21 protein-coding genes, 2 pseudogenes and 1 other annotated feature are annotated in these 24,219 nt (G+C 37.0%); of the genes and pseudogenes, 4 read left to right on the plus strand and 19 right to left on the minus strand.

Annotation, left to right across the window (positions count from 1 at the left end; translation table 11 throughout):
• Positions 1–101: 101 nt before the first annotated feature.
• Complete coding sequence (locus SRT_RS05475; RefSeq protein WP_128833328.1) at positions 102–602, minus strand: CHAP domain-containing protein; 501 nt, start codon at positions 600–602, stop codon at positions 102–104.
• A gap of 195 nt (positions 603–797) precedes the next feature.
• On the opposite strand from SRT_RS05475, the gene SRT_RS05480 reads away from it, so the two are divergent.
• Positions 798–1,700: an AraC family transcriptional regulator gene (locus SRT_RS05480; protein ID WP_128833329.1), complete on the plus strand. Its 903-nt coding sequence runs from the start codon at positions 798–800 to the stop codon at positions 1,698–1,700.
• A gap of 683 nt (positions 1,701–2,383) precedes the next feature.
• Here SRT_RS05480 and SRT_RS05485 read toward each other — a convergent pair.
• The 14 genes and pseudogenes from SRT_RS05485 to SRT_RS05550 form a co-directional block, all read right to left on the minus strand.
• A pseudogene (locus tag SRT_RS05485) lies at positions 2,384–4,317 on the minus strand (beta-glucoside-specific PTS transporter subunit IIABC).
• A gap of 359 nt (positions 4,318–4,676) precedes the next feature.
• Positions 4,677–5,519, minus strand: a complete 843-nt coding sequence (gene licT, locus SRT_RS05490; protein ID WP_128833330.1) for a BglG family transcription antiterminator LicT — start codon at positions 5,517–5,519, stop codon at positions 4,677–4,679.
• Between the two features lie 77 nt (positions 5,520–5,596).
• A pseudogene (locus SRT_RS05495) lies at positions 5,597–6,669 on the minus strand (ABC transporter substrate-binding protein).
• Positions 6,662–7,438, minus strand: coding sequence for an ABC transporter permease (locus SRT_RS05500; RefSeq protein ID WP_128833331.1), 777 nt, complete (start codon positions 7,436–7,438; stop codon positions 6,662–6,664). Before SRT_RS05500 ends, SRT_RS05495 begins: the two are co-directional and overlap by 8 nt.
• Positions 7,435–8,229, minus strand: coding sequence for an ABC transporter permease (locus SRT_RS05505; RefSeq protein ID WP_128833332.1), 795 nt, complete (start codon positions 8,227–8,229; stop codon positions 7,435–7,437). The genes SRT_RS05500 and SRT_RS05505 overlap by 4 nt, the downstream gene beginning before the upstream one ends.
• Positions 8,213–9,367 (minus strand): ABC transporter ATP-binding protein, encoded by a 1,155-nt coding sequence (locus SRT_RS05510; protein ID WP_128833333.1) that lies wholly within the window; start codon positions 9,365–9,367, stop codon positions 8,213–8,215. Before SRT_RS05510 ends, SRT_RS05505 begins: the two co-directional genes overlap by 17 nt.
• Before the next feature lie 3 nt (positions 9,368–9,370).
• Entirely contained in the window at positions 9,371–10,291 is a 921-nt protein-coding gene (gene murB, locus SRT_RS05515) for a UDP-N-acetylmuramate dehydrogenase (protein ID WP_128833334.1), read from the minus strand.
• 133 nt (positions 10,292–10,424) lie between these two features.
• Positions 10,425–10,904: a 2-amino-4-hydroxy-6-hydroxymethyldihydropteridine diphosphokinase gene (gene folK, locus SRT_RS05520; protein WP_128833335.1), complete on the minus strand. Its 480-nt coding sequence runs from the start codon at positions 10,902–10,904 to the stop codon at positions 10,425–10,427.
• The gene (gene folB, locus SRT_RS05525) at positions 10,901–11,263 is read right to left on the minus strand and encodes a dihydroneopterin aldolase (RefSeq protein ID WP_128833336.1); all 363 of its coding nucleotides are present in this window, start codon (positions 11,261–11,263) and stop codon (positions 10,901–10,903) included. Before folB ends, folK begins: the two co-directional genes overlap by 4 nt.
• Before the next feature lie 6 nt (positions 11,264–11,269).
• Positions 11,270–12,070, minus strand: coding sequence for a dihydropteroate synthase (gene folP, locus SRT_RS05530; RefSeq protein ID WP_128833337.1), 801 nt, complete (start codon positions 12,068–12,070; stop codon positions 11,270–11,272).
• Between the two features lie 9 nt (positions 12,071–12,079).
• On the minus strand, positions 12,080–12,643 hold the full coding sequence (gene folE / locus SRT_RS05535; protein ID WP_161940029.1) for a GTP cyclohydrolase I FolE: 564 nt from the start codon (positions 12,641–12,643) through the stop codon (positions 12,080–12,082).
• Positions 12,644–12,663: 20 nt separating this feature from the next.
• Complete coding sequence (locus SRT_RS05540; RefSeq protein WP_128833339.1) at positions 12,664–13,941, minus strand: bifunctional folylpolyglutamate synthase/dihydrofolate synthase; 1,278 nt, start codon at positions 13,939–13,941, stop codon at positions 12,664–12,666.
• Positions 13,942–14,110: 169 nt separating this feature from the next.
• Positions 14,111–14,977 (minus strand): homoserine kinase, encoded by an 867-nt coding sequence (gene thrB / locus SRT_RS05545; RefSeq protein WP_128833340.1) that lies wholly within the window; start codon positions 14,975–14,977, stop codon positions 14,111–14,113.
• Position 14,978: 1 nt separating this feature from the next.
• A complete protein-coding gene (locus SRT_RS05550; protein WP_128833341.1) occupies positions 14,979–16,265 on the minus strand; it encodes a homoserine dehydrogenase in 1,287 nt (428 codons plus the stop codon).
• A 105-nt stretch (positions 16,266–16,370) separates the two neighbouring features.
• On the opposite strand from SRT_RS05550, the gene SRT_RS05555 reads away from it, so the two are divergent.
• On the plus strand, positions 16,371–17,270 hold the full coding sequence (locus SRT_RS05555; protein WP_128833342.1) for a polysaccharide deacetylase family protein: 900 nt from the start codon (positions 16,371–16,373) through the stop codon (positions 17,268–17,270).
• A gap of 163 nt (positions 17,271–17,433) precedes the next feature.
• Here the strand turns inward: SRT_RS05555 and SRT_RS05560 are convergent, their stop codons facing one another.
• Entirely contained in the window at positions 17,434–18,501 is a 1,068-nt protein-coding gene (locus SRT_RS05560) for an acyl-CoA dehydrogenase family protein (RefSeq protein ID WP_128833343.1), read from the minus strand.
• Positions 18,502–18,558: 57 nt separating this feature from the next.
• Between SRT_RS05560 and SRT_RS05565 the strand changes: the two genes are divergently transcribed.
• Positions 18,559–19,907, plus strand: a protein-coding gene (locus tag SRT_RS05565; protein WP_128833344.1) for an IS3-like element ISSmu1 family transposase whose coding sequence is annotated in 2 segments (ribosomal slippage) — positions 18,559–19,000 and positions 19,000–19,907 — 1,350 coding nt in all. Because the reading frame shifts where the segments join, the coding sequence is not laid out codon by codon here.
• A 51-nt stretch (positions 19,908–19,958) separates the two neighbouring features.
• Here SRT_RS05565 and SRT_RS05570 read toward each other — a convergent pair.
• The 3 genes from SRT_RS05570 to rplJ all read right to left on the minus strand — a co-directional run bounded on the left by SRT_RS05570 (position 19,959) and on the right by rplJ (position 21,712).
• Positions 19,959–20,510, minus strand: coding sequence for a carboxymuconolactone decarboxylase family protein (locus tag SRT_RS05570; RefSeq protein ID WP_128833345.1), 552 nt, complete (start codon positions 20,508–20,510; stop codon positions 19,959–19,961).
• 264 nt (positions 20,511–20,774) lie between these two features.
• On the minus strand, positions 20,775–21,143 hold the full coding sequence (gene rplL / locus SRT_RS05575; RefSeq protein WP_003082454.1) for a 50S ribosomal protein L7/L12: 369 nt from the start codon (positions 21,141–21,143) through the stop codon (positions 20,775–20,777).
• A gap of 65 nt (positions 21,144–21,208) precedes the next feature.
• Positions 21,209–21,712 carry a 50S ribosomal protein L10 gene (gene rplJ, locus SRT_RS05580; protein ID WP_128833346.1) on the minus strand — a complete coding sequence of 168 codons (504 nt, stop codon included), beginning with the start codon at positions 21,710–21,712 and terminating at the stop codon, positions 21,209–21,211.
• 31 nt (positions 21,713–21,743) lie between these two features.
• Positions 21,744–21,874: a sequence feature (ribosomal protein L10 leader region), on the minus strand.
• 234 nt (positions 21,875–22,108) lie between these two features.
• Here rplJ and SRT_RS05590 point away from each other — a divergent pair.
• A complete protein-coding gene (locus SRT_RS05590; protein WP_128833347.1) occupies positions 22,109–24,214 on the plus strand; it encodes an AAA family ATPase in 2,106 nt (701 codons plus the stop codon).
• Positions 24,215–24,219: the final 5 nt, after the last annotated feature.

The raw sequence follows: 24,219 nt of genomic DNA on the forward strand, positions 1-24,219 counted from the left end.
TTATAAAACTTTTAGCAGGAAAAAAACTGCTACTATCTTGTGAAAAATTGATACTATCCTTTGATATAAAAAAATCCTCCTTCATAAAAGGAGAATCATATTTAAAGATAAATAAAAGTCATTTTTGATTGAGGCTGTATAAGACGCCAATTAAGAATATTGGGGCTGGGCATTTCACTCACAATAAAACTGCCATCACTATTAAGATACTCTACAAAAGCAAGATGACTAGAAGACTCTGCATCAGATAGACGAGAAGGTAGGCAGGCTATAGCTCCAACTTTTGCCTGATTACCCGTTGTATAACCTTTCTGAACTGCTTCTTCTCTCCATTTGCCAGCATTTTCACCTAAGTGAGAACTAATTTCCTTACCTAACTGAGCTGTTCTATTATAAATATACCAAAAAGCACTTCCATAGCTATAATCATTACCATCATAGCCAAATTTCACGGTTTGATCGTTTGGTAAATTGTAAGTTAACCTAGCTTCTTGAGCACTATTTAATTTAACATTATAAAAACCCGTTAAAATAATATCTTTTTCTTCCATTTCCCCATCCTTAATCTCTTTAAATCTCTTTTTTTGTTGTCTGCTAATCAGTCTTGTAAAGAACTACATATTTCTTATATCCTATACTTAAAATTATAATCATTATTATGACAAATGTCAATATTATATTTCATTTTAGTTACATAATGTTTCTGGGAAAATACAACGTCTTGAATTGATGTGTTCTTTTTATGAGTCTGATATGCTACAATAATACTATCTTCTGATAAAAAGAATGGGAGAAAAATGAAAGCATTTTTAACAGATGAAAATTTCAAGCATGAGATTAACTTTGATAATGATTTGCTACCTTATAAAATTTATCAAACAACTATTGCTAATGGCTGTCCAGATACCCTTTTTCATTGGCATCCAGAAGTAGAAATTTCTTATATTTATGAAGGTACAGCTCAATATCACATTGATTATGATTATTTTAATAGTCAAACTGGTGATATTATCCTTATCCGTCCTAATGGTATGCATTCTATTCACCCTATCGAAAATAAAATGCAAAAAGCTCAGACAATACTTTTCCATTTAGATTTGGTTGGCTATTCTCTTTTGGATCAAATTAGTCTTTGTTATTTGCAGCCTTTGCAAAACTCTACTTTTAAATTTGTCCCTTGTATCAAGCCAGACATGTTAGGTTATCAGGACATCAAAAATTGTCTTTTTACTATTTTCGATATTTATCAGCGACAAGGACGCCATTTTGAACTCTTACTCAAAGCAAAATTACAAGAATTAATCTATCTCCTCTACTTTCATCAATACGTCCTGCGAAAGCATTCTGATGATATGTACCGCAAAAATGAGAAAATTCGTGAATTGATTGATTATATTCATCAGCATTATCAAGAAAAATTGTCTATTATCTCTTTAGCTGATATTATCGGCTATAGCAAAACTCATTTTATGACCGTTTTTAAACAACATACCGGAACTTCCTGCACAGATTTTATTATTCAATTCCGACTGAGTAAAGCCTGTGATTTATTAGTCAATTCCATTAAGCCAATTCTCGAAGTTGCCTCCGAAGTTGGCTTTACTAACCTCTCTAATTTTAATCGCCAATTTAAACGTTATTATCAAATTACTCCAAGTCAATATCGTAAACAATTCAAAAAAGCACAAAAGGAGCGATAAATATTCACTCAATAAGAGCAAGAGCAACTCTATTGAGTATAAAAAATTCATCTGATAGTTTTGTTTGCTGCGAGATTTTTTAAGAGCTGCTTGTGAGGTGAGTCATTGACAGAACTTAAAGTTAGTAAAGCAGGAAAATTCACTAAACCAATACAAATAAATCAATATTGTATTTTAAGTCATAAAAACTAGTCTCTATACCCTATTTTCTGGTGTAGAGATTTTTTAATACTTCTGTTGAATAGTTTGTATTAGTGCTTGGAGAGAGTGATACTTGTTAGGTTGTTCACAGTATTTATGTTTCATCTCATTGTTCTTTTCGGCAGATCTTTAGATGGGAAATTGAGTCAAAAACAGGACTATTTGGTAAACCAAATCCTGAGCCCTGACTTCATAGAGTTTTGTCCATAACACTGAATATTATTAACAAAAGTTCAGAAATAGTTTTGATACCATTGACAGGACATTTTTTATTTGGTGCAACATATCAAATTCTTCCTTAATACTAGTTTAGCATAAGAAAAAGAAACCCAAGTACTCTAAAAATGAGTCATTGAATTTCTTAACTTAGTGACATTGAGATATTCATTAGGTCTTCTTTTTTAAAAACGTTTAGTTCACTTCTTTTAACCATTAATTAATCAAAGAACTATATAATTAAAGAGAACCTTTTAGTTTGGGCTTTATTTAACGGCTGTAAGAAGGTAATCTCCTGCTTCTACAGTCCGTTCTTGAGTCGTCAAGACGTCTTCAAATTGATCTGAATTAGTGACAATAACGGGTGTAATGACCGGAAGTCCAGCAGCCTTTATAGCATTGACATCAAATTCAAGAAGGGTTTGGCCAGCTTCAACATGATCGCCAACTTCAACAAAAGATTTGAAACCTTTACCTGCAAGAGAGACAGTATCCATACCAATATGAATAAGAATTTCTGCACCATTTTCAGTCCTTAAGCCAACAGCATGTTTAGTTGGAAAGATAAGTGTTATTTCACCTTTAGTTGGTGCAACAACAATACCATCATCTGGATCAATAGCAATTCCTTTACCCATAGCACCTGAAGCAAAGACTTCATCAGGAACATCTTCCAATTTAACTACTTTGCCAATGAGTGGACTAGAAATGATTTCTTGTTTAATTTCTTTGAGTTCTTTAACAGGTTCTTCCTTATTATCAACATCACTGTCTGTACTTGTTGGTTCACCATAAAGATAAGGAATTTTAACAAATTGTGTTAAAACAAGACCAAGAACAAAGTTCATTGCAATAGCGATTAGGAAATGGATTAAGGTCATTGAATTTTTAGGATCAATGAAGGAAGGAATAGCAAAGAGTCCCAGACCTCCCATAACCTGCATTTTTACATTAAAGAGAGCAAGATAGGCGCCTGAAAGAGCTCCAGAAATACAGGTCATGATAAATGGCATACGCATTGGAAGTGTAATACCATAAATAGCTGGTTCTGTTACACCGAAAAGGGCAGAAATAAAAGCTGGAATAGATAATTGTCTAACCTTATTTTCTTTGGTACGCATCATGATATTAAGCAGTGATCCAGCTTGAGCAAAACAAATGGCGATAGTCGCTACAAGAATGACACCAGATCCCTTTTGCAGTTCCAAAATAGCAAGTGGAACAAGGCCCCAGTGAAGACCAAACATAACAAGCACTTGCCACGTAGCACCAAGAACAATGCCGTAAATAACTGGATTAAAGCCATAAATGCCTGTAAAGACGGCACCTACAAGATCAGATGCCCAACTCATCACAGGACCAATAACTAAGAAGGAAAGTGGAACAGTTATTAAAATTGTAAAGAAAGGAACAACGAATACCTTAACCACATCTGGAATAATCTTTTTAAAGAAAGCTTCTATTTTGGAACCGGCCCAAATCGCTACAATGATTGGTAAGACAGTCTGCAAATAACTAGAGGCTGGGAAAATAATTGGTATCCCAAAAAATGTTGAATAAATAGGAGATTCAATTAAGGTTCCTTGGAACAAAGTATAAAGCGGCTGTTTAGCTGTAAAACTAGCTGCAATATTAGGATAAACAAGAGCAAAACCAATAGCTAAAGCTGTAAATTGATCCATTTTAAAACGTTTAGCTGCTGTAAGTGCAAGAATCAAAGGCAAGAATTGGAAAAGCCATCGCCTGCTGCATTGAGAACAACATAAGCACCATCTGTTTTCGAGACTCCTACTGCTGCTAAAATAGCAACTAGACCTTTAATCATACCTGCTGCTGAAAGAACCCCCAGCATTGGTTGGAACAGTCCTGAAACGAGAGCAATGAAGCGATCAAAAAGATTTCCTTTTGGAATATCTCCCTCATCCACATCAATACCGCCTTCTCCAGTAATGCCACTTACTTTTAGTACAGTATCATAGACATCAGGAACATGATTTCCGATAACAACTTGATATTGTCCACCTGCTTTGACAACAGTCACAATACCTTCACGTTGTTTGAGGTAATCATCATCAGCCTTGCTTTCATCTTTGAGAGTGAAACGCAAGCGAGTAACACAGTGAACAAGCTTAACGATATTATTTTTGCCACCAACATGGGAGACAATATCTTGCGCTAATTCGGTATAATCTTTAGCCATTTTGGGCTCCTTTCTTTTTTCTGGTCTTTTGCAATTTTATCCTTATGAGGCGTAAAAACAGAAAAAACCTAAACAAATACCAAATAAATACAACAAAACACTTGTTTGCAATCTATTTCGTATTCATCTAGGTTTTGCCTGCATGACCAGTAACAATCCTTACAAAATTATTATAGCAGATTATTTAACTTTTGCAAACGCTTTTTTATAAAAATTAAAAGACAATTAAGAACCTCCTTATAAACTGAAGCGCAGAGTAAATGTAAGTTCACATTTAGAGGAGATAAAACTTTTCATGATCTAGGCAAAAGAAAAAAGACAAACCTCAAGTAAGTTTGTCTTCAATCTGAAACTAATCTTTATTGACTAGTCTCTAGACGTTGAATATGGATGGTCAGGTAAACCTGTTCATCTCTACTCATAGCAAAATTATAAGCGGATTCTACATAAGATTTAATTTTTTCTGTGCAAGCAAAGGCATGGGGATAATTTTCTTTTACCTGTTCATAGAGGAAAGCGTCATTTTTCCCTTGAACAAGACCATTAGCTACGCGTTGAGCAAAGTATTGAACATGGGTGATAAACCGATTATAACTGATTGATTCTTCATCTCTAACCTCTCCAAAATGCAAACGAACAATTTCTAAAATATCACTAACAATTTTAGAAATAAGGCGATTCTTTTCTAACAGACCACCATCTTTTTGTGCATTAATAAAATGCAAGGCAATGGAAGCCGCTTCATCATCTGCCAATTGAAGCTTCATTTTTTCTTTGACCAACTCAATCGTATCTTTTCCTAATTGGAACTCCTCAGGATAAAATTTTCTGACTTCCCAAGCAAGAGGATTTTGCAAGGTAAGACCTTCTCTGGTTCTTTGGATAGTATAATGAAGGTGGTCAGCCAAGGCAATATAAAGGGAAATGTCAAAAGTTTGTCCTAACTTTTCTTGCCCTTGATGAATAATTTCAAGAACCAGATCAATTTCTTCGCTATCAAGATCAACATAAACACGCGATAATTCTCCGACCATGTCTGTATCCGTATTTTGTAAAATAAATCGTTTTTCAATTAAATCTTGGTTGACCTCATCACCGGGCTTTTTTTGAAAACCTAGCCCCTTCCCCATAACGATAATCTCTTCATTGTTGATACCAAGTACCTGAACGACATTGTTATTAAACACTTTTTCAATTTTCATAGAACTTTCCTTAGTAAAACAAATGACATCCTTTTTCTATCCTATCAAATAAAAACTTAAAAATATCTTAGAAATCTTTATTTACGATACATTTTAAATTGCAAATAAAGGTCATTATAAATGCCCAGCCACTTCTTGCCAAGATTATCATAGACTTCTAAATGACTTATTGTTTCCTCGCTTGGATAAAAAGATTTGTTATTTTTATATCAGCCGGCAGTAAATCTTTCGCCTTAGCATTTGGCGTTGCGTAGCCAATATATCCAGCATTTTGAGCCGCATTTTCTGGCTTTAGCATAAAATTAATAAAGGCATAGGCAGAGTTTTTGTGTTTGACTGTTTTAGGAATAACTAGATTATCAAACCAAAGATTGGAGCCTTCACTAGGAACGAGGTAACGAAGATCTTTATTGGCATCCAGCATTTCACTAGCTTCTCCTGAAAATGTCACACCAAGGGCCGCATCTCCTCGAATGAGATACCCCTTCATCTCATCACCAACGATGGCCTTAATATTGGGTGTCAACTGATTGAGCTTCCTTTTAGCTTGTTCCAACTCTGTCCTATTTTTAGTATTGAGACTATAAGTAAGACTATTGAGACTAAAACCAAGTACCTCGCGCGCACCATCGACAAGCATAATCTTATTGGTATATGCTTTATTCCAAAGGTCATTCCAATGCTGAGGCACTTTAGTTAGCATTTTGCTATTGTAAACGATACCTACTGTTCCCCAAAAATAAGGAATAGAATAGGTGTTGTCTTTATCAAAACTCTTACCAAGAAATTGCTGATCAAGATTAGCTAATCCCTTAATTTTTGATTTATCAAGTTTAACCAAAAGATGCTCTGCCTTCATTTTGCTAATCATGTAATCGCTAGGAACAGCAATATCATAAGTTGTCCCACCTTGCTTGATTTTGGTATACATGGCTTCGTTAGAATCAAAGGTTTCATATTGAACCTGAATGCCTGTTTCTTTGGTAAATTTTGTCAGAAGTTCGGGATCAATATAATTCCCCCAGTTATAAATAACCAGCTTATCAGAAGCTCCTTCCCCTTCTATCTGTTGATTCATATAGAAACTTAAGCCAGTCAAAAGCAGGATAATAAGGAGAACACTTCCTATAAAGGAATAAAGTTTACGCATGCTTTTCCTCCTTATCCTGCGAAATAAAATAGTAACCAATGACAAGTAAGATACTAAATAAGAAAACAACCGTTGATAGCGCATTGATTTCTAAAGAAATTCCCTTACGAGCACGGGAATAAATTTCAACTGAAAGCGTTGAAAAGCCATTTCCAGTAACAAAGAAAGTTACCGCAAAATCATCTAAAGAATAAGTAAAAGCCATAAAATACCCAGCAATAATGCTAGGTGTCAAATAAGGCAGCAGCACTTCTTTTAACATTTGAAAGTAGCTGGCTCCTAAGTCATAAGCCGCATGAATCATATCATCATTCATTTCTTTTAATCTAGGAAGAACCATTAGAACAACAATAGGAATGGAAAAGGCGATGTGACTAAGAAGAACGGAAAACATGCCCAATTTAAAGCCAATAAAGGTAAAGAGAATCAAGAAAGAAGCCCCAATCATCACATCAGGTGCTACCATAAGGACATTGTTAATAGACAAAATCGTATTTTGATACTTCTTTTTTGCTTGGTAAATTAAAATCGCACCAAAAGTCCCAATAGCGGTTGCCAACAAGGAGCTTAGAAATGCTAGAAGAAAGGTTTCAACAAGGATCAACATTAACCGCTGATCGTTAAACATCGTTGTATAATGTTCTAAAGTCAAACCAGTAAAACGATTCATATCTCCTGCTTGATTAAAGGAATAAAAAATCAAATAAAAGATAGGAATATAAAGAATTAAAAAGACAAGCGTTAAATATAAATGCCCTATTTTCTTCATTTCTTTCTCTCCTTAGTTACCCACATAATGACAAGCATGGTAACAATCAAAATGACACCAATAGTTGACCCCATTCCCCAATTTTGTGTAGTCAGAAAGTTCTGTTCAATAGCAGTCCCTAAAGTAATGACGCGATTGCCACCAATTAGGCGTGTCAGCATAAAAAGACTGAGACTAGGGATGAAAACAGATTGGACACCACTTCTAACACCATTTAAAGACAAGGGGAAAATGACCTTGGTGAAGGTCTGCCAATCAGTTGCCCCTAAATCACGACTAGCATTGATAAGATTGGGATCAATGTCATCAAGAGCATTAAAAATCGGCAAAATCATAAAAGGAATTTCAATATAAGAAGCCACGAAAATAAAAGAAAAATCAGTAAAAAGAATCTGTTTGGGTGCCAATCCCATAAACTGTAAAAAACTATTGACACCACCATGAATACCAAAAATTCCCATAAAAGCATAGGCTTTAAGTAAAAGGTTAATCCAAGTGGGCAAGATAACTAACATTAACCACAATTGTTTGTGCTTAAGATTTGTCAAGATAAGTGCCGTCGGGTAAGAAATAAGAAGTGTCACTAAAGTAATAATAGCAGCATATAAAATAGAATTAAGGCTCATTTTCAAATAAGTCCAGTTGGTAAAAAAAGTTTTATAATTGCTTAATGTGACATGCCCCTCAATATCAAAAAAAGATTTGTAGAGAATAAGTGCTACCGGCGCTAAAACAAAAAAACCTATCCAAAGGAGATAAGGCAGGGAAAAGAAATTAACCTTCCTCTTCATGACGTTCCTCCTCTATGGCATTTATTAGACCTTCTTCATGTTCTTCTGTTTCCGCATATTCTTCAATACGGGCATCAAATTCTGCCTCAGTTTCGTTAAGACGCATGATATGGATATCTTCAGGTGTAAAGTCAAGACCGATAATCTCACCTTCAATAGCTTTACGCGTTGAATGAATCATCCATTCATTGCCGAGTTCGTCATGAGCGATAATTTCATAATGAACACCACGAAAAAGCTGTGTTTCAACTTTGACCTGAAGCTTGCCTTCTTCTGGCAACGTAATCTGCAAATCCTCTGGGCGAATGACCACTTCAACAGTTTCATTAGGCCGCATACCACCATCAACAGCTTCGAAACGTTTACCATTAAACTCAACCAAGTAATCCTCAATCATGGTGGCTGGCAGAATATTAGATTCCCCAATAAAAGTAGCAACAAAATGGTTGATTGGTTCATCATAAATATCAACAGGTGTTCCTGATTGGACAATTTCCCCATCATTCATGACAAAAATCCAATCAGACATAGCTAATGCTTCTTCTTGATCGTGCGTTACAAAGACAAACGTAATCCCTAAACGCTGCTGCAGCTCTCGCAATTCATACTGCATTTCTGTTCGCAATTTCAAATCCAAAGCTGACAGAGGCTCGTCCAATAAAACAACCTTGGGCTGATTGATAATGGCACGAGCAATAGCAACACGCTGACGCTGTCCGCCCGATAGTTTTCTAATTGAACGCTTTTCAAAACCAGACAAACGCACCATGTTTAAGGCTTCCGTAACACGTTTTTCAATTTCCTTCTTAGCTACTTTGCGTAATTTTAGCGGAAAGGCAACATTTTCAAAAACTGTCATATGCGGAAAGAGCGCATAAGACTGAAAGACCGTGTGCACATCACGTTTATTGATAGGGATATCATTGATTCGTTTTCCATCAAGAAAAATGCCACCGCTGCTCGCTTCCAGTAAACCCGCGATTAGATTTAGAATGGTTGATTTCCCTGAACCGGACGCTCCAAGAAGCGTGTAAAACTTCCCTTCTTCTAATTCAAAGTTAATATTTTTTAAAACAACAGTACCATTGTCTTCGAAAACTTTTGACACATTTTTAAATGCAATGATTGGATCAGTCAATACCTATGAATCCTCCATTTGTACTTCTTTTTCACCAATAATCCGAACCTCTGGTTCAAGCGTAACGCCAGAATGTTCTTTAACTCTACGAATAACATCAGCAATTAGGTCTTCGTAATTTTTAGCTGAACCGTTAGCAACATTGACCATAAAACCGGCATGTTTTGTACTAACTTCAACACCGCCAATACGATGTCCCATTAATTGGGCTTCCATAATCAACTGACCAGCAAAATGTCCTAAAGGACGTTTGAAGACTGAACCGCAAGAAGGATGCTCCAAGGGCTGTTTAAGTTCTCGTAAATGATTTAAACGCTGCATTTCCTGACTGATAACCATATAATCCCCTGGTTTTAAAGAAAACTTGGCTGAAATGACAACTTCCTGATTATCTTGTAAAACAGAATGACGATAACCAAAGCGCATATCACACGCTTCAATCGTTTTAATCTCACCATCTCTAGTTAAAACCTGAGCTGAGATCAAAATATGCGAGATTTCACCACCGTAAGCACCAGCATTCATAAAAACAGCACCGCCAATACTTCCTGGAATGCCGCAAGCAAATTCAAAACCAGTCAAGCTATGATATTGAGCAACTTTAGTCGTCTCAATCAGATTAGAACCTGCTTCTGCTTCAATGACATAACCGTCAACGGTCACGGCATTAAGTTTGTCAAACATGATGACAAAGCCACGAATCCCACCATCACGCACAATCAAATTACTGGCATTTCCTAAAACCATCCAAGGTAAGTTGTTTTGATTAGCAAATTTAACAATGCGAGCGAGTTCATAACGATTACGCGGAAAGGCTAAAAAATCAGCTGGACCGCCCACTTTTGTATAGGTATATTTTTTTAGGGGTTCATTAATACGAATATCAATGCCTTCTAAACTTTTGTTCATTTCATTTGATATCATTAGTTATTCTCTACTTTTTCATACTAAAAAATCGGTAAATTAAACCGATTTTATTATATCAAATTTTACCTACTTTGACGACAAGAGAAGTTATTTTTCCATTAATTCATCATTTCCCAATCTGATAGTTTTCCTACCAGATTTTAACTCCTGATTTGTCCACTTTTTCCAGCAAAACAGCTACTGTTTCCTTTAAAACCGGATGAACTAATTCACTGGCAATATCATTAAGAGGAACCAAAACAAAAGCACGATTCTGCAAATAAGGATGGGGGATTTTGAGGGTACCCTCTTTAATAATAGTATTTCCATAAAATAAGATATCAATATCAATAGTTCTGGGGCCCCAATGTTCATGACGAACACGATTTAAATGCTTTTCAATTTTTTGGCAAGCCTCTAGTAAATCGTATGGTGATAACTCAGTTTCAAGTCGACACACGAGATTTAAAAAATCCGCCTGATCTACTTTTCCCCAAGCTGCTGTTTCATAAACGGGGGATACTGCTTGCATAGTAGTATGAGGAAGGTGTGCCAGTTTATCTAAAGCTTTCTGTAGATAAATTTGTCGATTTCCTATGTTACTACCTAGACTTAAATAAACAAGTGTCATGAGCGCTCTCGTTCCAATTCAATGCCAACCCTATCATAATGGCCAGCTATTGGCGGATTTTCCTTAGTAATACGAATCTTGATGGCATTGACTGATGAAAATTGTTCAAAAATATCTTCACAAATGACCCCTGCCAATCTTTCGATCAGGGCATATTGACTATTTTCAACGCAGGTCTTAAGCACTGAAAAAACCTGACCATAATTCACCGTATCTTCCAATTTATCTGTTTTTGAAGCTGCTGTTAAATCAAGTGAGAGGTCTAGGTCAACCGTAAAAATCTGGCCCAAGGCCTTTTCTTCAGAAAAAACACCATGATAAGCATAAAAACGACAGCCCTTTAAAATAATCTTATCCATAATACCTCATACTAACTGGCTGCTGACCTTTACAATGTCTTTGTTTGCAGCCACATTATGTACTCTGACCATTTGGCAACCCTTACTAATAGCGTAGCCAGAAAGAGCTGCTGTTGCCATATCACGCTCTTGCGGTTTGGTATGACCGCCTAACAGACTATCAACCACACGTTTTCTGGAAATACCAAATAAAACAGGGTAACCAAGCTTAGTCACCTCCGCCAAACCTTTCAGAAGTTCCATGTTTTGTTCAACATTTTTAGCGAAACCAAACCCAGGATCAAGCCAAATATTTTCCTTTTTAACTCCTGCTTTTTGAGCTAAATCAGCACGTTCCAGTAAGAATTGGCAGACATCTTCTGTCACATTGCCATAAACTTCTTCAGTCTGATTGTGCATCAAAATAATAGGTGCATTAATTTCAGCTGCTAATTGAAACATTTGTCCATCATAAAGGCCGGACCACACATCGTTTAATATGTGCGCTCCTGCAGCAAGGGCTGCTCGAGCAGTCTCAGTCTTATAGGTATCAATGCTAATCAGACAGTTAAACTTTTCACTAATAGCTTCAACAATTGGAACAATCCGCTTAATTTCATCCTCCGCAGAAATAAATGCTGCGCCGGGACGTGTGGATTCACCGCCGATATCAATAACAGCCGCTCCTGCTGCCAACATGACTTCAACCTGTTTTAGAGCCTGATCGATTGTTTCATATTGTCCGCCATCTGAAAATGAATCTGGGGTTACATTGAGAATCCCCATAATAGCCGCGTTACCAGCCACTTCATAGTTACCAATTTTCATACTTACTCCCTAGTTATGATGTATCATTGCTATAATTTCCTGACGCGTTTCTTTATCAGATTGGCAAACACCTCTAACAACTCTGGTTACAGTTTTGCTGCCAGGCTTTTTGATTCCTCTCATAGTCATACACATGTGCTCTGCTTCAATCATAACAAGGACACCTTTGGGTTTTAGGGCTTCTTCAAGAGCATTAGCTATTTGATCTGTCAGTCGCTCCTGCAGCTGCGGACGTTTGCTGGCCACTTCAACAGCACGAGCCAATTTACTAAGTCCTGTGACGCGGCCGTCACTCGGAATATAGGCAACATGTGCTAAGCCGTAAAAAGGGACCAAATGATGCTCACACATAGAATAAAATGGGATATCCTTGACTAAGACAACTTCTTCGTGTCCTTCAGAAAAAACAGCTGTAAACTGGTCTTTAGGGTCCTCATTAAGACCTGCAAACATTTCCTGATACATCCTAGCAACACGCTTTGGTGTATCTAGCAGTCCTTCACGATTAGGGTCTTCACCAAGCGCTTCTAACAACTGATAAACGGCTTCTTCAATCTTTTTTTGGTTTGACATTATTTTCTCATTCATTTTTCTTAATACAATCTATTATAGCCTATTTCTTCATTTTTCAAAAGAACTTTTCTGACTTGTGAAATAAAATAGAGCGATCCTGTAATGACATAAAAGTCATCTCTTTGAGCCTTACTTAATCTTTTGAGCCAAAGTCTAAAATCTCTGACTTGTTTGTAAATCTGTGGATAATCTTTCAAAGGAAGGGCATTAGGATAAGAAAAGGTTGTCACAGTCAAATCAGTGAATTGATTTAATTGCTTTAACATGCTGTCAATTGGTTTGGTATTAATGGCCGCAAAAAGAATATGAATCTTTTTATCAGCATACTGCTCTTTTAAAAGTTCCACTAAAACAGCAACACTTTCATTATTATGAGCACCATCAATCATAAGATTATCTTTGATAAACTCTGTCCTTCCTATCCAGTAGTTATGAACCAGACTTTTTTGAATAACAGTATCAGTTACCTTAGGAAAATGCTCTTGTAATAAAAGGCTAGCCATAATAGCCAAAGCAGCATTAGATCTTTGATGGTATCCTTGCATGGCCAATTTAATATCAGAAATCTTTTTATTGCCGCAAATAAAATCAAACCTCTCACCCTTATCTACAAGATAAAAAGTGTTCCCTAACTCATAAATAGAGCTCTGAGTTTCTTTGGCTTTTTGGTAAAAAAAGGCCTTAACATCAGGACGTTTTTCAGCAAAAATAAAAGGGACACCCTCTTTTAAAACACCAACCTTTTGCTGAGCAATATCTGAATAAGTCTCTCCCAAAACAGCCTGATGGTCCAGTCCAATGGAGGTACAAATAACAGCTTGCGCCTTAAAAACATTAGTTGAATCGTAGAGTCCGCCCATTCCTGCCTCAATAAAAACTAAATCAACCGGATGCACTTTCCCGAAATAAAGAAACATTAGAAGCGTGATAATTTCAAACTCTGTCGCTGCTTCCAAATCAGTCTCAAGAGGCAGACGTTCAACCACAGGTTTGGCTAATTGAACTAAATAAACAAGATCCCTTTCACTAATCATTTGGCCATTAATTGAGATTCGCTCTCTAAAGTCAATAATATAAGGCGAAATAAAAGTTCCAACCCGATAACCTGCTTCACTAAAAATAGTTTGTAAATCATTAACAGTGGATCCTTTACCATTGGTACCGACAACATGGATGCCGCAAATATGCCGTTGGGGATTGCCCAATTTTTCTAGCATCCAAGTCATACGTTCCAAGCCCGGTTTAATCCCAAACTTTAAACTATCTTGTATCCAAGTCAATGCTTCTTGATAATTCATTTTTTCTCCAGCTCTAAATTTCAAAAACACAGATGAATTTAAGACAAAGCCATCATGACCAATACAATCACCCACAAGCGGATATATCTTTTAGAAGATTACCTATAAAATATTCAAAGTATATTGCTAACGCAGCAGTTACCATTCATTATTAAGTAAAGATTCTTATTTAATTTTTATCTACCCTTACACCCTTAGCATCAACACAAAGCAAATGAGTACTACCATTTAGCTCTAAAGCATCAATATCCGCCTTGATTTGATCAGCCTTATCTTGATCCGTTAAGACAATAACCGTCGGCCCTGCACCAGAAAGGTAGCTGGCATAAGCACCGTTTCGCTTACTGATCTCTTTAATTTGTGCAAATTCCCTTACCAAGGATTGACGAAAACGTTCATGAAAGCGGTCACTCATAATAGCTTCACCCGCTGTCTTTAAATCACCAGTCAAAAGGCCGGCAACAGCAACATTGGCAATTGAGCTAGCAGCCACTGCTTCCTTATATGTTAAATCTGTCGGTAAAACATCACGGCTGTCACTGGTTTTTAACTCATAATTAGGGATAAAAGCAATAAAAGAACTTTTAGGAAAATCAGCAACAATATAATTAACTTTTTGATTGATATAACTAGAAATCACGAGATTCCCAAATAAGGCTGGTGCCACATTGTCTGGATGTCCTTCAATTTCCGTTGCAATATCTAACTTTTCACTGTCTGTTAAATTCAGATCTGCTAATTGATTAGCCAATTCAATACCTGCAACAATAACAGAACTTGATGATCCTAATCCTCTTGCCAGAGGAATGTCACTAACCATACGCAAACGATGAGGTCTGAGATCTGGTGCCACTTTCAAAGCTGTTACAAGCAGCAAGTTATGCTCATCACTTGGAATATCACCCAAATCATGACTAATATGCCAAGAAGCAGCTTCTTCTAAAACTTCAATAGAAAGATATTTGGAAAGAGCAACGCCGACAGAGTCAAAGCCGGGTCCAATATTGGCTGATGTTGCAGGTACTGTAATTTTCATCTTATTCCCCTAATACTTTGAAAGTGTTGAGCAATTTAAAGTCTGCCACAGCTTGTAATTTCTCAGTGACATTTACTAACTGACTCTTACTTACCGAATGCGTAATAATCACCACACGCGCTTGTTCACCATTAGCTTTTTGCTGTAAAACTTGTTCAAAAGAGATATCCTCCGAATTGAAGATTTCGGCCAAGCACAGCATCTTACCTTTTTCATCTGCTGTATTAATAGCAAAATAGTAATGACTTTTAACATCATCAGGATGCGCAATTTTTGTTTCACGGATAAATTCATTGAAGCGTTTACCGACATTACCGTCTTTGATGCGACGAGCGATGCGAATCACATCAGCTACAACAGAAGTTGCTGTTGGCTTTTGGCCGGCACCCGGTCCATAGTACATAGACTCGCCAATACCAATTGATTCCACAAAAACTGCATTCATCACATCATTAACACTGGCAAGCGGATGAGATTTTGGAAGGAATGTAGGCGACACTTCTGCAAAAATACCAGAAGGTGTTTCCTCAACTGAACCAACCAGCTTGATAACATAACCTAGTTGCTGTGCCATAGCGACATCATCAGGAGTAATGCTTGAAATACCTTGATGCACTACTTGATCAAAATCAATTGTCATGCCAAAACCAAATTGGCTGAGAATAACAGCCTTATAAGCCGCATCAATTCCTTCAACATCATTGGTCGGATCGCTTTCGGCATAACCTAATTCCTGAGCTTTTTTGAGAGCCGCTTCATAGGTCCAGCCTTCATCGACCATTTTGGTCATCATAAAATTAGAGGTTCCGTTTAATACCCCAAGAATACGAGTGACCTTATCAGAAGTCAATGAATTGGCTAAAGTGCGTAAAATTGGAATACCACCAGCAACAGCAGCCTCATAGTAAAAAGCTACACCCTTATCTTGAGCAAGTCTGATAAGTTCTTTACCGTGCATTGCAATTAAGTCTTTATTAGCTGAAACAACATGTTTACCAGCTTCAAGCGCCTTGGTGATAAAAGTTTTAGCTGGTTCAATGCGTCCCATCAATTCCACAACAATAGCAATATTGTCATCGGACAAAATATCATCAACATTCGTTACAAAGTTAAAATCATTGCCCGCTGCTAAAAGACGTTTTTTCTCATCGTCGTCTTTAACCAAAACTTTAGCAATTTCAAGTTTAGTCCCTGAAGCAGCTGTAATTTTATCCTTGTTTTCCTTCAATAAAAACGGCATTCCGCTCGCTACTGTACCAAACCCAAGCAAACCAATTTTTATAGACATTTCCTTCTCCTTGTAAACACAATTTTTTTCATTATATCAAATTTTTGACAGAATTTACAGCTAATTATCCGCTTCTTGTGCTATAATGGGCTAAGAGGATATTTTATGACTAAGAAAAAACATCAAAAGAAGTCATTAACAGGTCTTAATGCCATTTTAATTTTTGCCTGTGCTTTAACGTTAGGTTTTCTTCTTTTTGTAGTAACCTACCAAAAAAAGACAGCTACTAAAAATAGAACTGCAACTACTACTGTGACCAGCATTACTAAAAGCACCCATCAAGAAAAAGAAAAAACTAACAGCAAATGGACTAAACAAGATCAGCCAGTTAAAATCCCTATTTTAATGTATCACGCTATCCATAATATGGCTCCAGAGGAAGCAGGAAATGCTAATCTCATTGTTGCCCCTGATATTTTTGAAAGCCATATTAAACGTTTGAGCGACGAAGGTTACTACTTTTTAACTCCAGAAGAAGCTTACAAAGCTCTTACTCAAAACAGTCTGCCTGCTAAAAAAGTGATTTGGCTGACTTTTGACGACAGTCTTATTGACTTTTATAATATCGCCTTCCCTATCTTAAAAAAATATAAAGCCAAGGCTACCAATAATGTTATTACCAGTTTCACTCAGGAGGGAAGGGCTGGCAACCTAACGTTGAAGCAAATGAAAGAAATGAAAAAGGAAGGAATGTCTTTCCAATCTCATACCCTGACCCATCCTGATTTATCCGCTTCAGACCAAGACACGCAAGCTGCAGAGCTAAAGCAATCTAAGGATTACCTTGACAAAGAATTAGATCAAACCACAACAGCAATAGCTTATCCAGCGGGACGCTACAATGATACAACGCTTAATTTAGCTAATCAATATAAGTTGGGAGTGACAACTAACGAAGGACTAGCTAGTGCTAACGATGGACTTCTCTCCCTAAATCGTGTCCGTATCCTACCAGACACAAGTGCAGATATTTTAATGAATACTATCTCTCCTGCCATTCAATAATAACAAAAGACTAGGATTAAAAACAGTCCTAGTCTTTTGTTATATATTAGCCTTGTCTTTCGTCCTTAGTGATAAAAATGAGGTAAAGATATAGATTATATTAAATTGTTTTGAAACCTATTTTCATCTACTGATTGGCTTTTTGTCAGTTAGCCTTAGGGGGCTAAACAGTTTCCAAAATATGTCGAAGCTGAACTGCACTTGGAGAAACTATCGGCAGAAAAGCCCCTTCATTCCAACGACGAATAAAACTTGATGTTGAATGTTTAAAATACCCGCGACCACCGCTGGCTTGCAATTCTAATAACAAACTATCGGCTACAATATCTACGATATCAATGCGCAGCTGAAAAAGCTGCCGCGGATTTCGAATGAAGTAGGTACGATCACCTAGACCTTCAAACAAGTCACTCTTAATGGCATTGAGACTTTTCAAAACATTATCATATTCTGTTCTCAGAACTGAACGATTGCTGTTAAGACTTTGAGCGACTTCTTTTAAGGAACGCTCTGCTAAACCAAAAGCAAGACCAAATTGATAGCCTAGAAATTCCGGACGTGTCTGAGCCAAGAAGTCTTCAGCATCATCTGATAAAATCCAGTTATTATCCAAAGGAACACGATTAAATGTGAGAGCTGCTGTGTTAGAACCCTGCAAGGAAACAAATTCTAAATCATCAGAACGTGATAAGTATGCTGCTGTTGATGGCACTGTCAAAATTAAAGGTTTTTTAGTTTCGTCTTCAAAAGAAGCCGCAAAAATAGTAACAAAATTATCAGAACGCAAATTAGTCACCCAAGGTAATCTGCCTTTAAGGTAATACTGTCCCTCTTGCTCAATGATAGTAACACTCAATTCTTCAATTTTAGATAAGAATTTTGTCGCATTTGACAGAGCTGTCCCGGCTGCTAATTTCCCTGTTAACAAACCAGGCAGCCAAGTCTTTCTAGCATAGTCGTTACTGCTTGCAAGAATATTTTCGATAAAGGTTCGATGTCCCCACGAGATAAAGGAAGCCGTTAAAGAATGCTGCGCTAATTCTGACAAAAATCCAATAACCTCTGTTTGAGAACCACCCTTACCCCCAGATTTCTCTGGAACAGCAAGGCCAAAAACACCTTCCGCTGCTACTTTTTCTAATAGTTGGTCAGCTGCTCCGCCAGACTTTTGGTCAATCTGTTCAGCATGAGTATCTAACCAATCAATAAATTCTCCCGAAAAATAAGCCATAATGAACTGCACCCCAAAAGTTAGACAGAAAAATCTAACTTTTGGGGTGTTTTTATTATGAAATTGACTTATGAGGATAAAGTTCTCATCTATGAACTGAGAAACCAAGGGTATAGCTTAGAGCAGCTTTCAAATAAATTTGGGATAAAAATTTCTAATCTTAGCTACATGATTAAATTGATTGATCATTACGGAATAGAGATCGTCAAAAAAAGAAAGAATCGTTACTATTCTCCTGAACTAAAACAAGAAATCATTGATAAAGTTCTTCTTGAAGGTCGTTCACAAATAAGGGTATCTCTAGATTATGCTCTTCCAAGTCATGGAATGTTGCCTAATTGGATAGCACAATACAAGAAAAATAGGTATACTATTGTTGATAAAACAAGAGGGAGACCACCTAAAATGGGACGTAGGCCAAAGAAGAAATCGGAAGAAATGACAGAGCTAGAGCGACTTCAGAAAGAATTAGAATATCTGAGAGCGGAGAATGCTGTTCTAAAAAAGTTGAGAGAACTCCGATTGAGGGAAGAAAAAGAGCAAGAAGAAAAACGGAAATTGTCCGAGGATTGGTAACGGAGTTTTCTTTAGACATTCTTCTAAAGATTATTAAGCTCGCTCGTTCAACCTATTATTACCACTTAAAGCAGCTAGATAAAAGCAATAAAGATCATGCTATTAAAGCTGAAATTCAAGCTATTTTTACTGAGCACAAAGGAAATTATGGTTATCGTCGAATGACTCTTGAATTGAGAAATCGTGGCTTCTTGGTAAATCATAAAAAGGTTCAACGTCTAATGAAAGTTCTTGGTTTGGAGGCTCGTATTCGTCGCAAACGGAAGTATTCTTCCTACCAAGGAGAGGTGGGCAAAAAAGCAGACAACCTTATTCAACGCCAGTTTGAAGCATCAAAACCAATGGAAAAGTGCTACACAGATGTGACAGAATTTGCCATTCCAGCAAGCGGTCAAAAGCTCTATTTGTCACCAGTTTTAGATGGTTTCAACAGTGAAATTATTGCTTATAACCTTTCTACGTCACCGAACTTGATACAAGTGAAAGCTATGATAGAACAGGCTTTCACAGAGAAACATTACACAAATACTATTCTTCATAGTGACCAGGGCTGGCAATACCAGCATGAATTTTATCATCAATTTTTAGAGAACAAGGGGATTCAGCCGTTCATGTCACGTAAAGGAAACAGCCCAGATAATGGCATGATGGAATCTTTTTTTGGCATTTTGAAATCCGAAATGTTTTACGGTTATGAGAAGACATTTAAGTCACTTAAGCAATTGGAACAAGCTATTGTAGACTATATTGATTATTACAACAACAAACGTATTAAGGTAAAACTAAAAGGACTTAGTCCTGTACAGTACAGAACGAAATCCTTTACTTAAATTTTTGTCTAACTTTTTGGGGTCAGTACATAATAACCCTCTTTTCATTTTCTATTTCGCATACTGCTGTAACTCTGGGTTAATTGGTGTGTCTGCCATATTATTGGCATAATTGCAAAGCGAGGCCAAACTAACACCCAAAACCACATCAAGAGCATTCTCAGGCGTATAACCAACTTCCAAGAAATCAGCAAAAGCTTCATCCCCGACACGTCCTTTGGTATTAATAACAGCAATAGTAAATTTTGCTAAGGTATCCAATTTAGGATTATCATCAATCGGAGTTGCATTGCGCAAAGCTTCCAATAAATTAGGAGACATTTGAATTTGCTTAATCGAAAAAGCTGTATGACCTGCTACACAAAAAGCACAGCCATTGGTTACAGCAGCCGTAATCTGAACAACTTCGCGCTCCGTTGGTGTTAATGAATTACGACGATTAATATCTCCTACTGTCCGATAAGTCTCAAGAGCCGCTGGGGCATTAGCCAAAAGACCAATAAGATTAGGTATATAGCCGCCATTGTCCCTTTTAATCGTCCGCAGCGTTTCTTTAACTTCCTCAGGTGCAGTTTCAATTGTATGTATGATAAATTTAGACATAATAGACTCCTTTTTTAGTATTTCTACTATCTTATCATGTCTTACCTTTTTAGGATAATCTATATTTTTTATAGTTAGACATAAGAAAAAATGATAGAGTTCTTGGATAAACAAAAGATTCCAATTTCAGAGAAGGTACAATCGAAACGCTGAAATATTTTTACATAATTTTATTTATGCAAAAACAACTATAGCTAAAGAAAAAGCCCACTAAGAAAACCTTAGCGGACTTTATTGTTTGAATAGCTTTAAAACAAGATTCTCTTATTTAAGAGTAACAGTTGCTCCAGCTTCTTCGAGTTTAGCTTTAAGTTCTTCAGCTTCTTCTGCTGCAACACCTTCTTTAAGTACAGATGGTGCGTTATCAACAAGGCCTTTAGCTTCTTTAAGACCTTCGCCTGTGATTTCACGAACAACTTTGATAACAGCAACTTTCTTGTCACCACCAGCAGTCAATTCGATATCAAATGAATCTTTAGCAGCTGCTTCTTCTCCACCAGCTGCACCAGCTGCAGCTACAGGAGCAGCTGCAGTTACACCAAATTCTTCTTCGATCGCTTTTACAAGATCGTTAAGCTCAAGGATTGAAGCTTCTTTAATTTCAGCAATAATGTTTTCAATGTTCAATGCCATTGTTAATTTCCTCCAAAAATAGTTTTTCTTAAATAATTTGTAGCGCTATGCTACTGTTTGAAGACTTAAGCGGCGTCTTCGTCTTTGCTTTCTGCAACAGCTTTGACAGCATATGCAACGTTGCGAACTGGCGCTTGAAGTACAGACAAGAGCATAGAAAGAAGTCCTTCTCTGTTTGGAAGTGCTGCGAGAGCTTGAATTTCTTCTTTTGTAGAAACAGCACCTTCAATTGCACCGCCTTTGATTTCAAGTGTTTCAGCATCTTTAGCAAAATCGTTAATAATTTTAGCTGGTGCCACAACATCTTCATTTGAAAATGCAACAGCTGATGGTCCAGTAAAGATATCATCGAATCCTTCAAGACCAGCTTTTTCAGCAGCACGGCGTAAGATTGAATTCTTGATAACTTTGAATTCAACAGCACTTTCACGCAAGTTACGACGAAGAACAGTATCTTGTTCTACTGTGAGACCGCGTGAGTCAACAACGACGATACTTGCAGCTGCTTTCATTTTCTCAGCAACAGCATCAACTAATTCTGCTTTTTTAGCAATACTTGCTTCACTCATCAGTGTTTAACCTCCGTTTTTATTTTTGGCTGAATGCAATAAAAAATCGCACCCAAACCCAGACACGAAAGTACAATACGTTTTTCAGTTTACGTTTTGTGCCTCGGCAGGAATATTATGAGCATGCTCCCCTGCTGTCTTAGGTCAGTTTTTTCAAAACCTTTATCATCATAACATATTATTTGAAGAAGTCAAGTTATTAAGACAATGTAAGAAGAATTTTAAATTATTTTTATTATATAATACATTTTTCTTGATATATAATAATGTTGGTGTTATAATATAGACAAATAGTTGATTAAGCTTCTATATCAGTACCTGAAAATTATTTTCTTTCACTAAACTGTTATAGTATAATCGACTATTTATAATAATTTAAAAAAGAGGTAATAAATTATGGCAAATTTTAATGGACGCGATCCTTTTGGAAATATGGACGATATTTTTAATCAATTAATGGGCAATATGGGAGGATACAACTCTGAAAACCGCCGATACCTGATTAACGGTCGTGAAGTAAGTCCCGAAGAATTCGCACAATACAGACAAACAGGTAAGCTTCCTGGTAATCCAGAAATACAGCAAGCTCAATCTGCTGCTAGAACTCCAAAAGAAGACAGTATCTTGGCTAAGCTTGGTAACAATTTAACTGAAGAAGCCAGACAAGGCAACCTTGATCCTGTTATCGGACGGAATAAAGAAATTCAAGAAACTGCTGAGATCTTGGCTCGACGGACCAAAAATAATCCTGTTCTGGTCGGTGATGCCGGTGTTGGTAAAACAGCTGTCGTTGAAGGCTTAGCACAAGCTATTGTTAACGGTGATGTTCCTGCTAGTATTAAGAATAAGGAAATTATTTCTATTGATATTTCAGGATTAGAAGCTGGTACACAATACCGCGGTGCTTTCGAAGAAAACATTCAAAACTTGGTTAAAGAAGTCAAGGAAGCTGGCAATATCATCCTCTTCTTTGATGAAATTCATCAAATTTTAGGTGCTGGTTCAACTGGTGGTGACAGTGGTTCTAAAGGCTTAGCAGACATTATCAAACCTGCTTTATCTCGCGGTGAATTGACTGTTATCGGTGCTACTACGCAAGATGAATACCGCAATACCATTATGAAAAACGCTGCATTGGCCCGTCGTTTCAACGAAGTCAAAGTGAATGCACCTTCCGCTGAGGATACTTATGAAATTTTACAAGGTATTTCAGCTCTCTACGAACAACATCATAATGTGATTTTGCCTAAGGGAGTTTTAAAGGCTGCTGTTGACTTATCTGTACAATACATTCCGCAACGCAGTCTGCCTGATAAGGCTATTGACCTTGTTGACATGACAGCTGCTCATTTGGCTGCCCAACATCCGGCAACTGATGTTAAGACACTTGAAAAAGAAATTCAAGCTGAAAAAGATAAACAACAAGCTGCTGCTGAAAAAGAAGATTATGAGAAAGCTCTTAAATCAAAAACTAAGATTGATAAACTGCAAGCACAAATTGACAATCATACTGAAGGGCAAAAGGTCACTGCCACTATCAACGATGTGGCTGAGGCAGTTGAACGTTTGACAGGTATCCCTGTTTCGCAAATGGGAAGCAGTGACATTGAACGTCTAAAAGAAATGAATTCTCGTCTCAAAGGTAAAGTTATTGGTCAAGATGAAGCTGTTGAAGCTGTTTCACGCGCTATTCGCCGTAACCGTGCTGGTTTTGATGAAGGAAATCGCCCAATCGGCAGTTTCCTCTTTGTCGGACCTACTGGTGTTGGTAAAACAGAATTAGCTAAGCAGTTAGCCTTGGATATGTTTGGTTCTAAAGACTCTATTATCCGTCTTGATATGTCAGAGTACAGTGATCGTACGGCTGTTTCCAAATTGATTGGTACTACTGCTGGTTATGTTGGCTATGATGATAACAGCAATACATTGACTGAACGTGTTCGCCGCAATCCTTATTCTATTGTTTTACTTGATGAAATTGAAAAGGCTGACTCTCAAGTCATCACTCTTCTCCTTCAAGTATTGGATGATGGTCGTTTGACAGACGGACAAGGTAATACCATTAACTTTAAGAATACCGTGATTATTGCAACTTCTAATGCTGGTTTTGGTAATGAAGCATTAACTGGTCAGGAAGATAAAGATATGAAGATCATGGATCGCATTGCTCCTTACTTCCGCCCCGAATTTTTAAACCGTTTCAATGCAGTCATTGAATTCTCTCACTTAAGCAAAGAAGACTTGGATGAAATCGTTAATCTTATGCTGTCTGAAGTAAATACCACGCTTGCTAAGAAAGGAATTGATCTTGTTGTCAGTGACAGTGCCAAGGCGCACTTGATTGAAGAAGGTTATGATGAAGCAATGGGTGTTCGTCCATTACGCCGAGTTATTGAGCAAGAAATTCGTGATAAAGTAACTGATTTCTATCTTGATCATACAGATGTTAAACATCTCAAAGCTGATATGCAAAATGACAAATTAGTTATTGAAGAAGCTTAATTCTA

Origin of the sequence: Streptococcus troglodytae (assembly GCF_002355215.1) — a bacterium.
GTDB classification, from domain to species: domain Bacteria; phylum Bacillota; class Bacilli; order Lactobacillales; family Streptococcaceae; genus Streptococcus; species Streptococcus troglodytae.

Excerpts from the sequence above, each read along its gene's own strand:
- SRT_RS05480 (WP_128833329.1), top strand. The coding sequence starts at position 798 with ATGAAAGCATTTTTAACAGATGAAAATTTCAAGCATGAGATTAACTTT.
- licT (WP_128833330.1), bottom strand. The coding sequence starts at position 5,519 with ATGAAAATTGAAAAAGTGTTTAATAACAATGTCGTTCAGGTACTTGGT.
- SRT_RS05500 (WP_128833331.1), bottom strand. The coding sequence starts at position 7,438 with ATGAAGAAAATAGGGCATTTATATTTAACGCTTGTCTTTTTAATTCTT.
- SRT_RS05505 (WP_128833332.1), bottom strand. The coding sequence starts at position 8,229 with ATGAAGAGGAAGGTTAATTTCTTTTCCCTGCCTTATCTCCTTTGGATA.
- murB (WP_128833334.1), bottom strand. The coding sequence starts at position 10,291 with ATGATATCAAATGAAATGAACAAAAGTTTAGAAGGCATTGATATTCGT.
- folK (WP_128833335.1), bottom strand. The coding sequence starts at position 10,904 with ATGACACTTGTTTATTTAAGTCTAGGTAGTAACATAGGAAATCGACAA.
- folB (WP_128833336.1), bottom strand. The coding sequence starts at position 11,263 with ATGGATAAGATTATTTTAAAGGGCTGTCGTTTTTATGCTTATCATGGT.
- folP (WP_128833337.1), bottom strand. The coding sequence starts at position 12,070 with ATGAAAATTGGTAACTATGAAGTGGCTGGTAACGCGGCTATTATGGGG.
- folE (WP_161940029.1), bottom strand. The coding sequence starts at position 12,643 with ATGTCAAACCAAAAAAAGATTGAAGAAGCCGTTTATCAGTTGTTAGAA.
- SRT_RS05540 (WP_128833339.1), bottom strand. The coding sequence starts at position 13,941 with ATGAATTATCAAGAAGCATTGACTTGGATACAAGATAGTTTAAAGTTT.
- thrB (WP_128833340.1), bottom strand. The coding sequence starts at position 14,977 with ATGAAAATTACAGTACCTGCAACATCAGCCAATATTGGACCCGGCTTT.
- SRT_RS05550 (WP_128833341.1), bottom strand. The coding sequence starts at position 16,265 with ATGTCTATAAAAATTGGTTTGCTTGGGTTTGGTACAGTAGCGAGCGGA.
- SRT_RS05555 (WP_128833342.1), top strand. The coding sequence starts at position 16,371 with ATGACTAAGAAAAAACATCAAAAGAAGTCATTAACAGGTCTTAATGCC.
- SRT_RS05560 (WP_128833343.1), bottom strand. The coding sequence starts at position 18,501 with ATGGCTTATTTTTCGGGAGAATTTATTGATTGGTTAGATACTCATGCT.
- SRT_RS05570 (WP_128833345.1), bottom strand. The coding sequence starts at position 20,510 with ATGTCTAAATTTATCATACATACAATTGAAACTGCACCTGAGGAAGTT.
- rplL (WP_003082454.1), bottom strand. The coding sequence starts at position 21,143 with ATGGCATTGAACATTGAAAACATTATTGCTGAAATTAAAGAAGCTTCA.
- rplJ (WP_128833346.1), bottom strand. The coding sequence starts at position 21,712 with ATGAGTGAAGCAAGTATTGCTAAAAAAGCAGAATTAGTTGATGCTGTT.
- SRT_RS05590 (WP_128833347.1), top strand. The coding sequence starts at position 22,109 with ATGGCAAATTTTAATGGACGCGATCCTTTTGGAAATATGGACGATATT.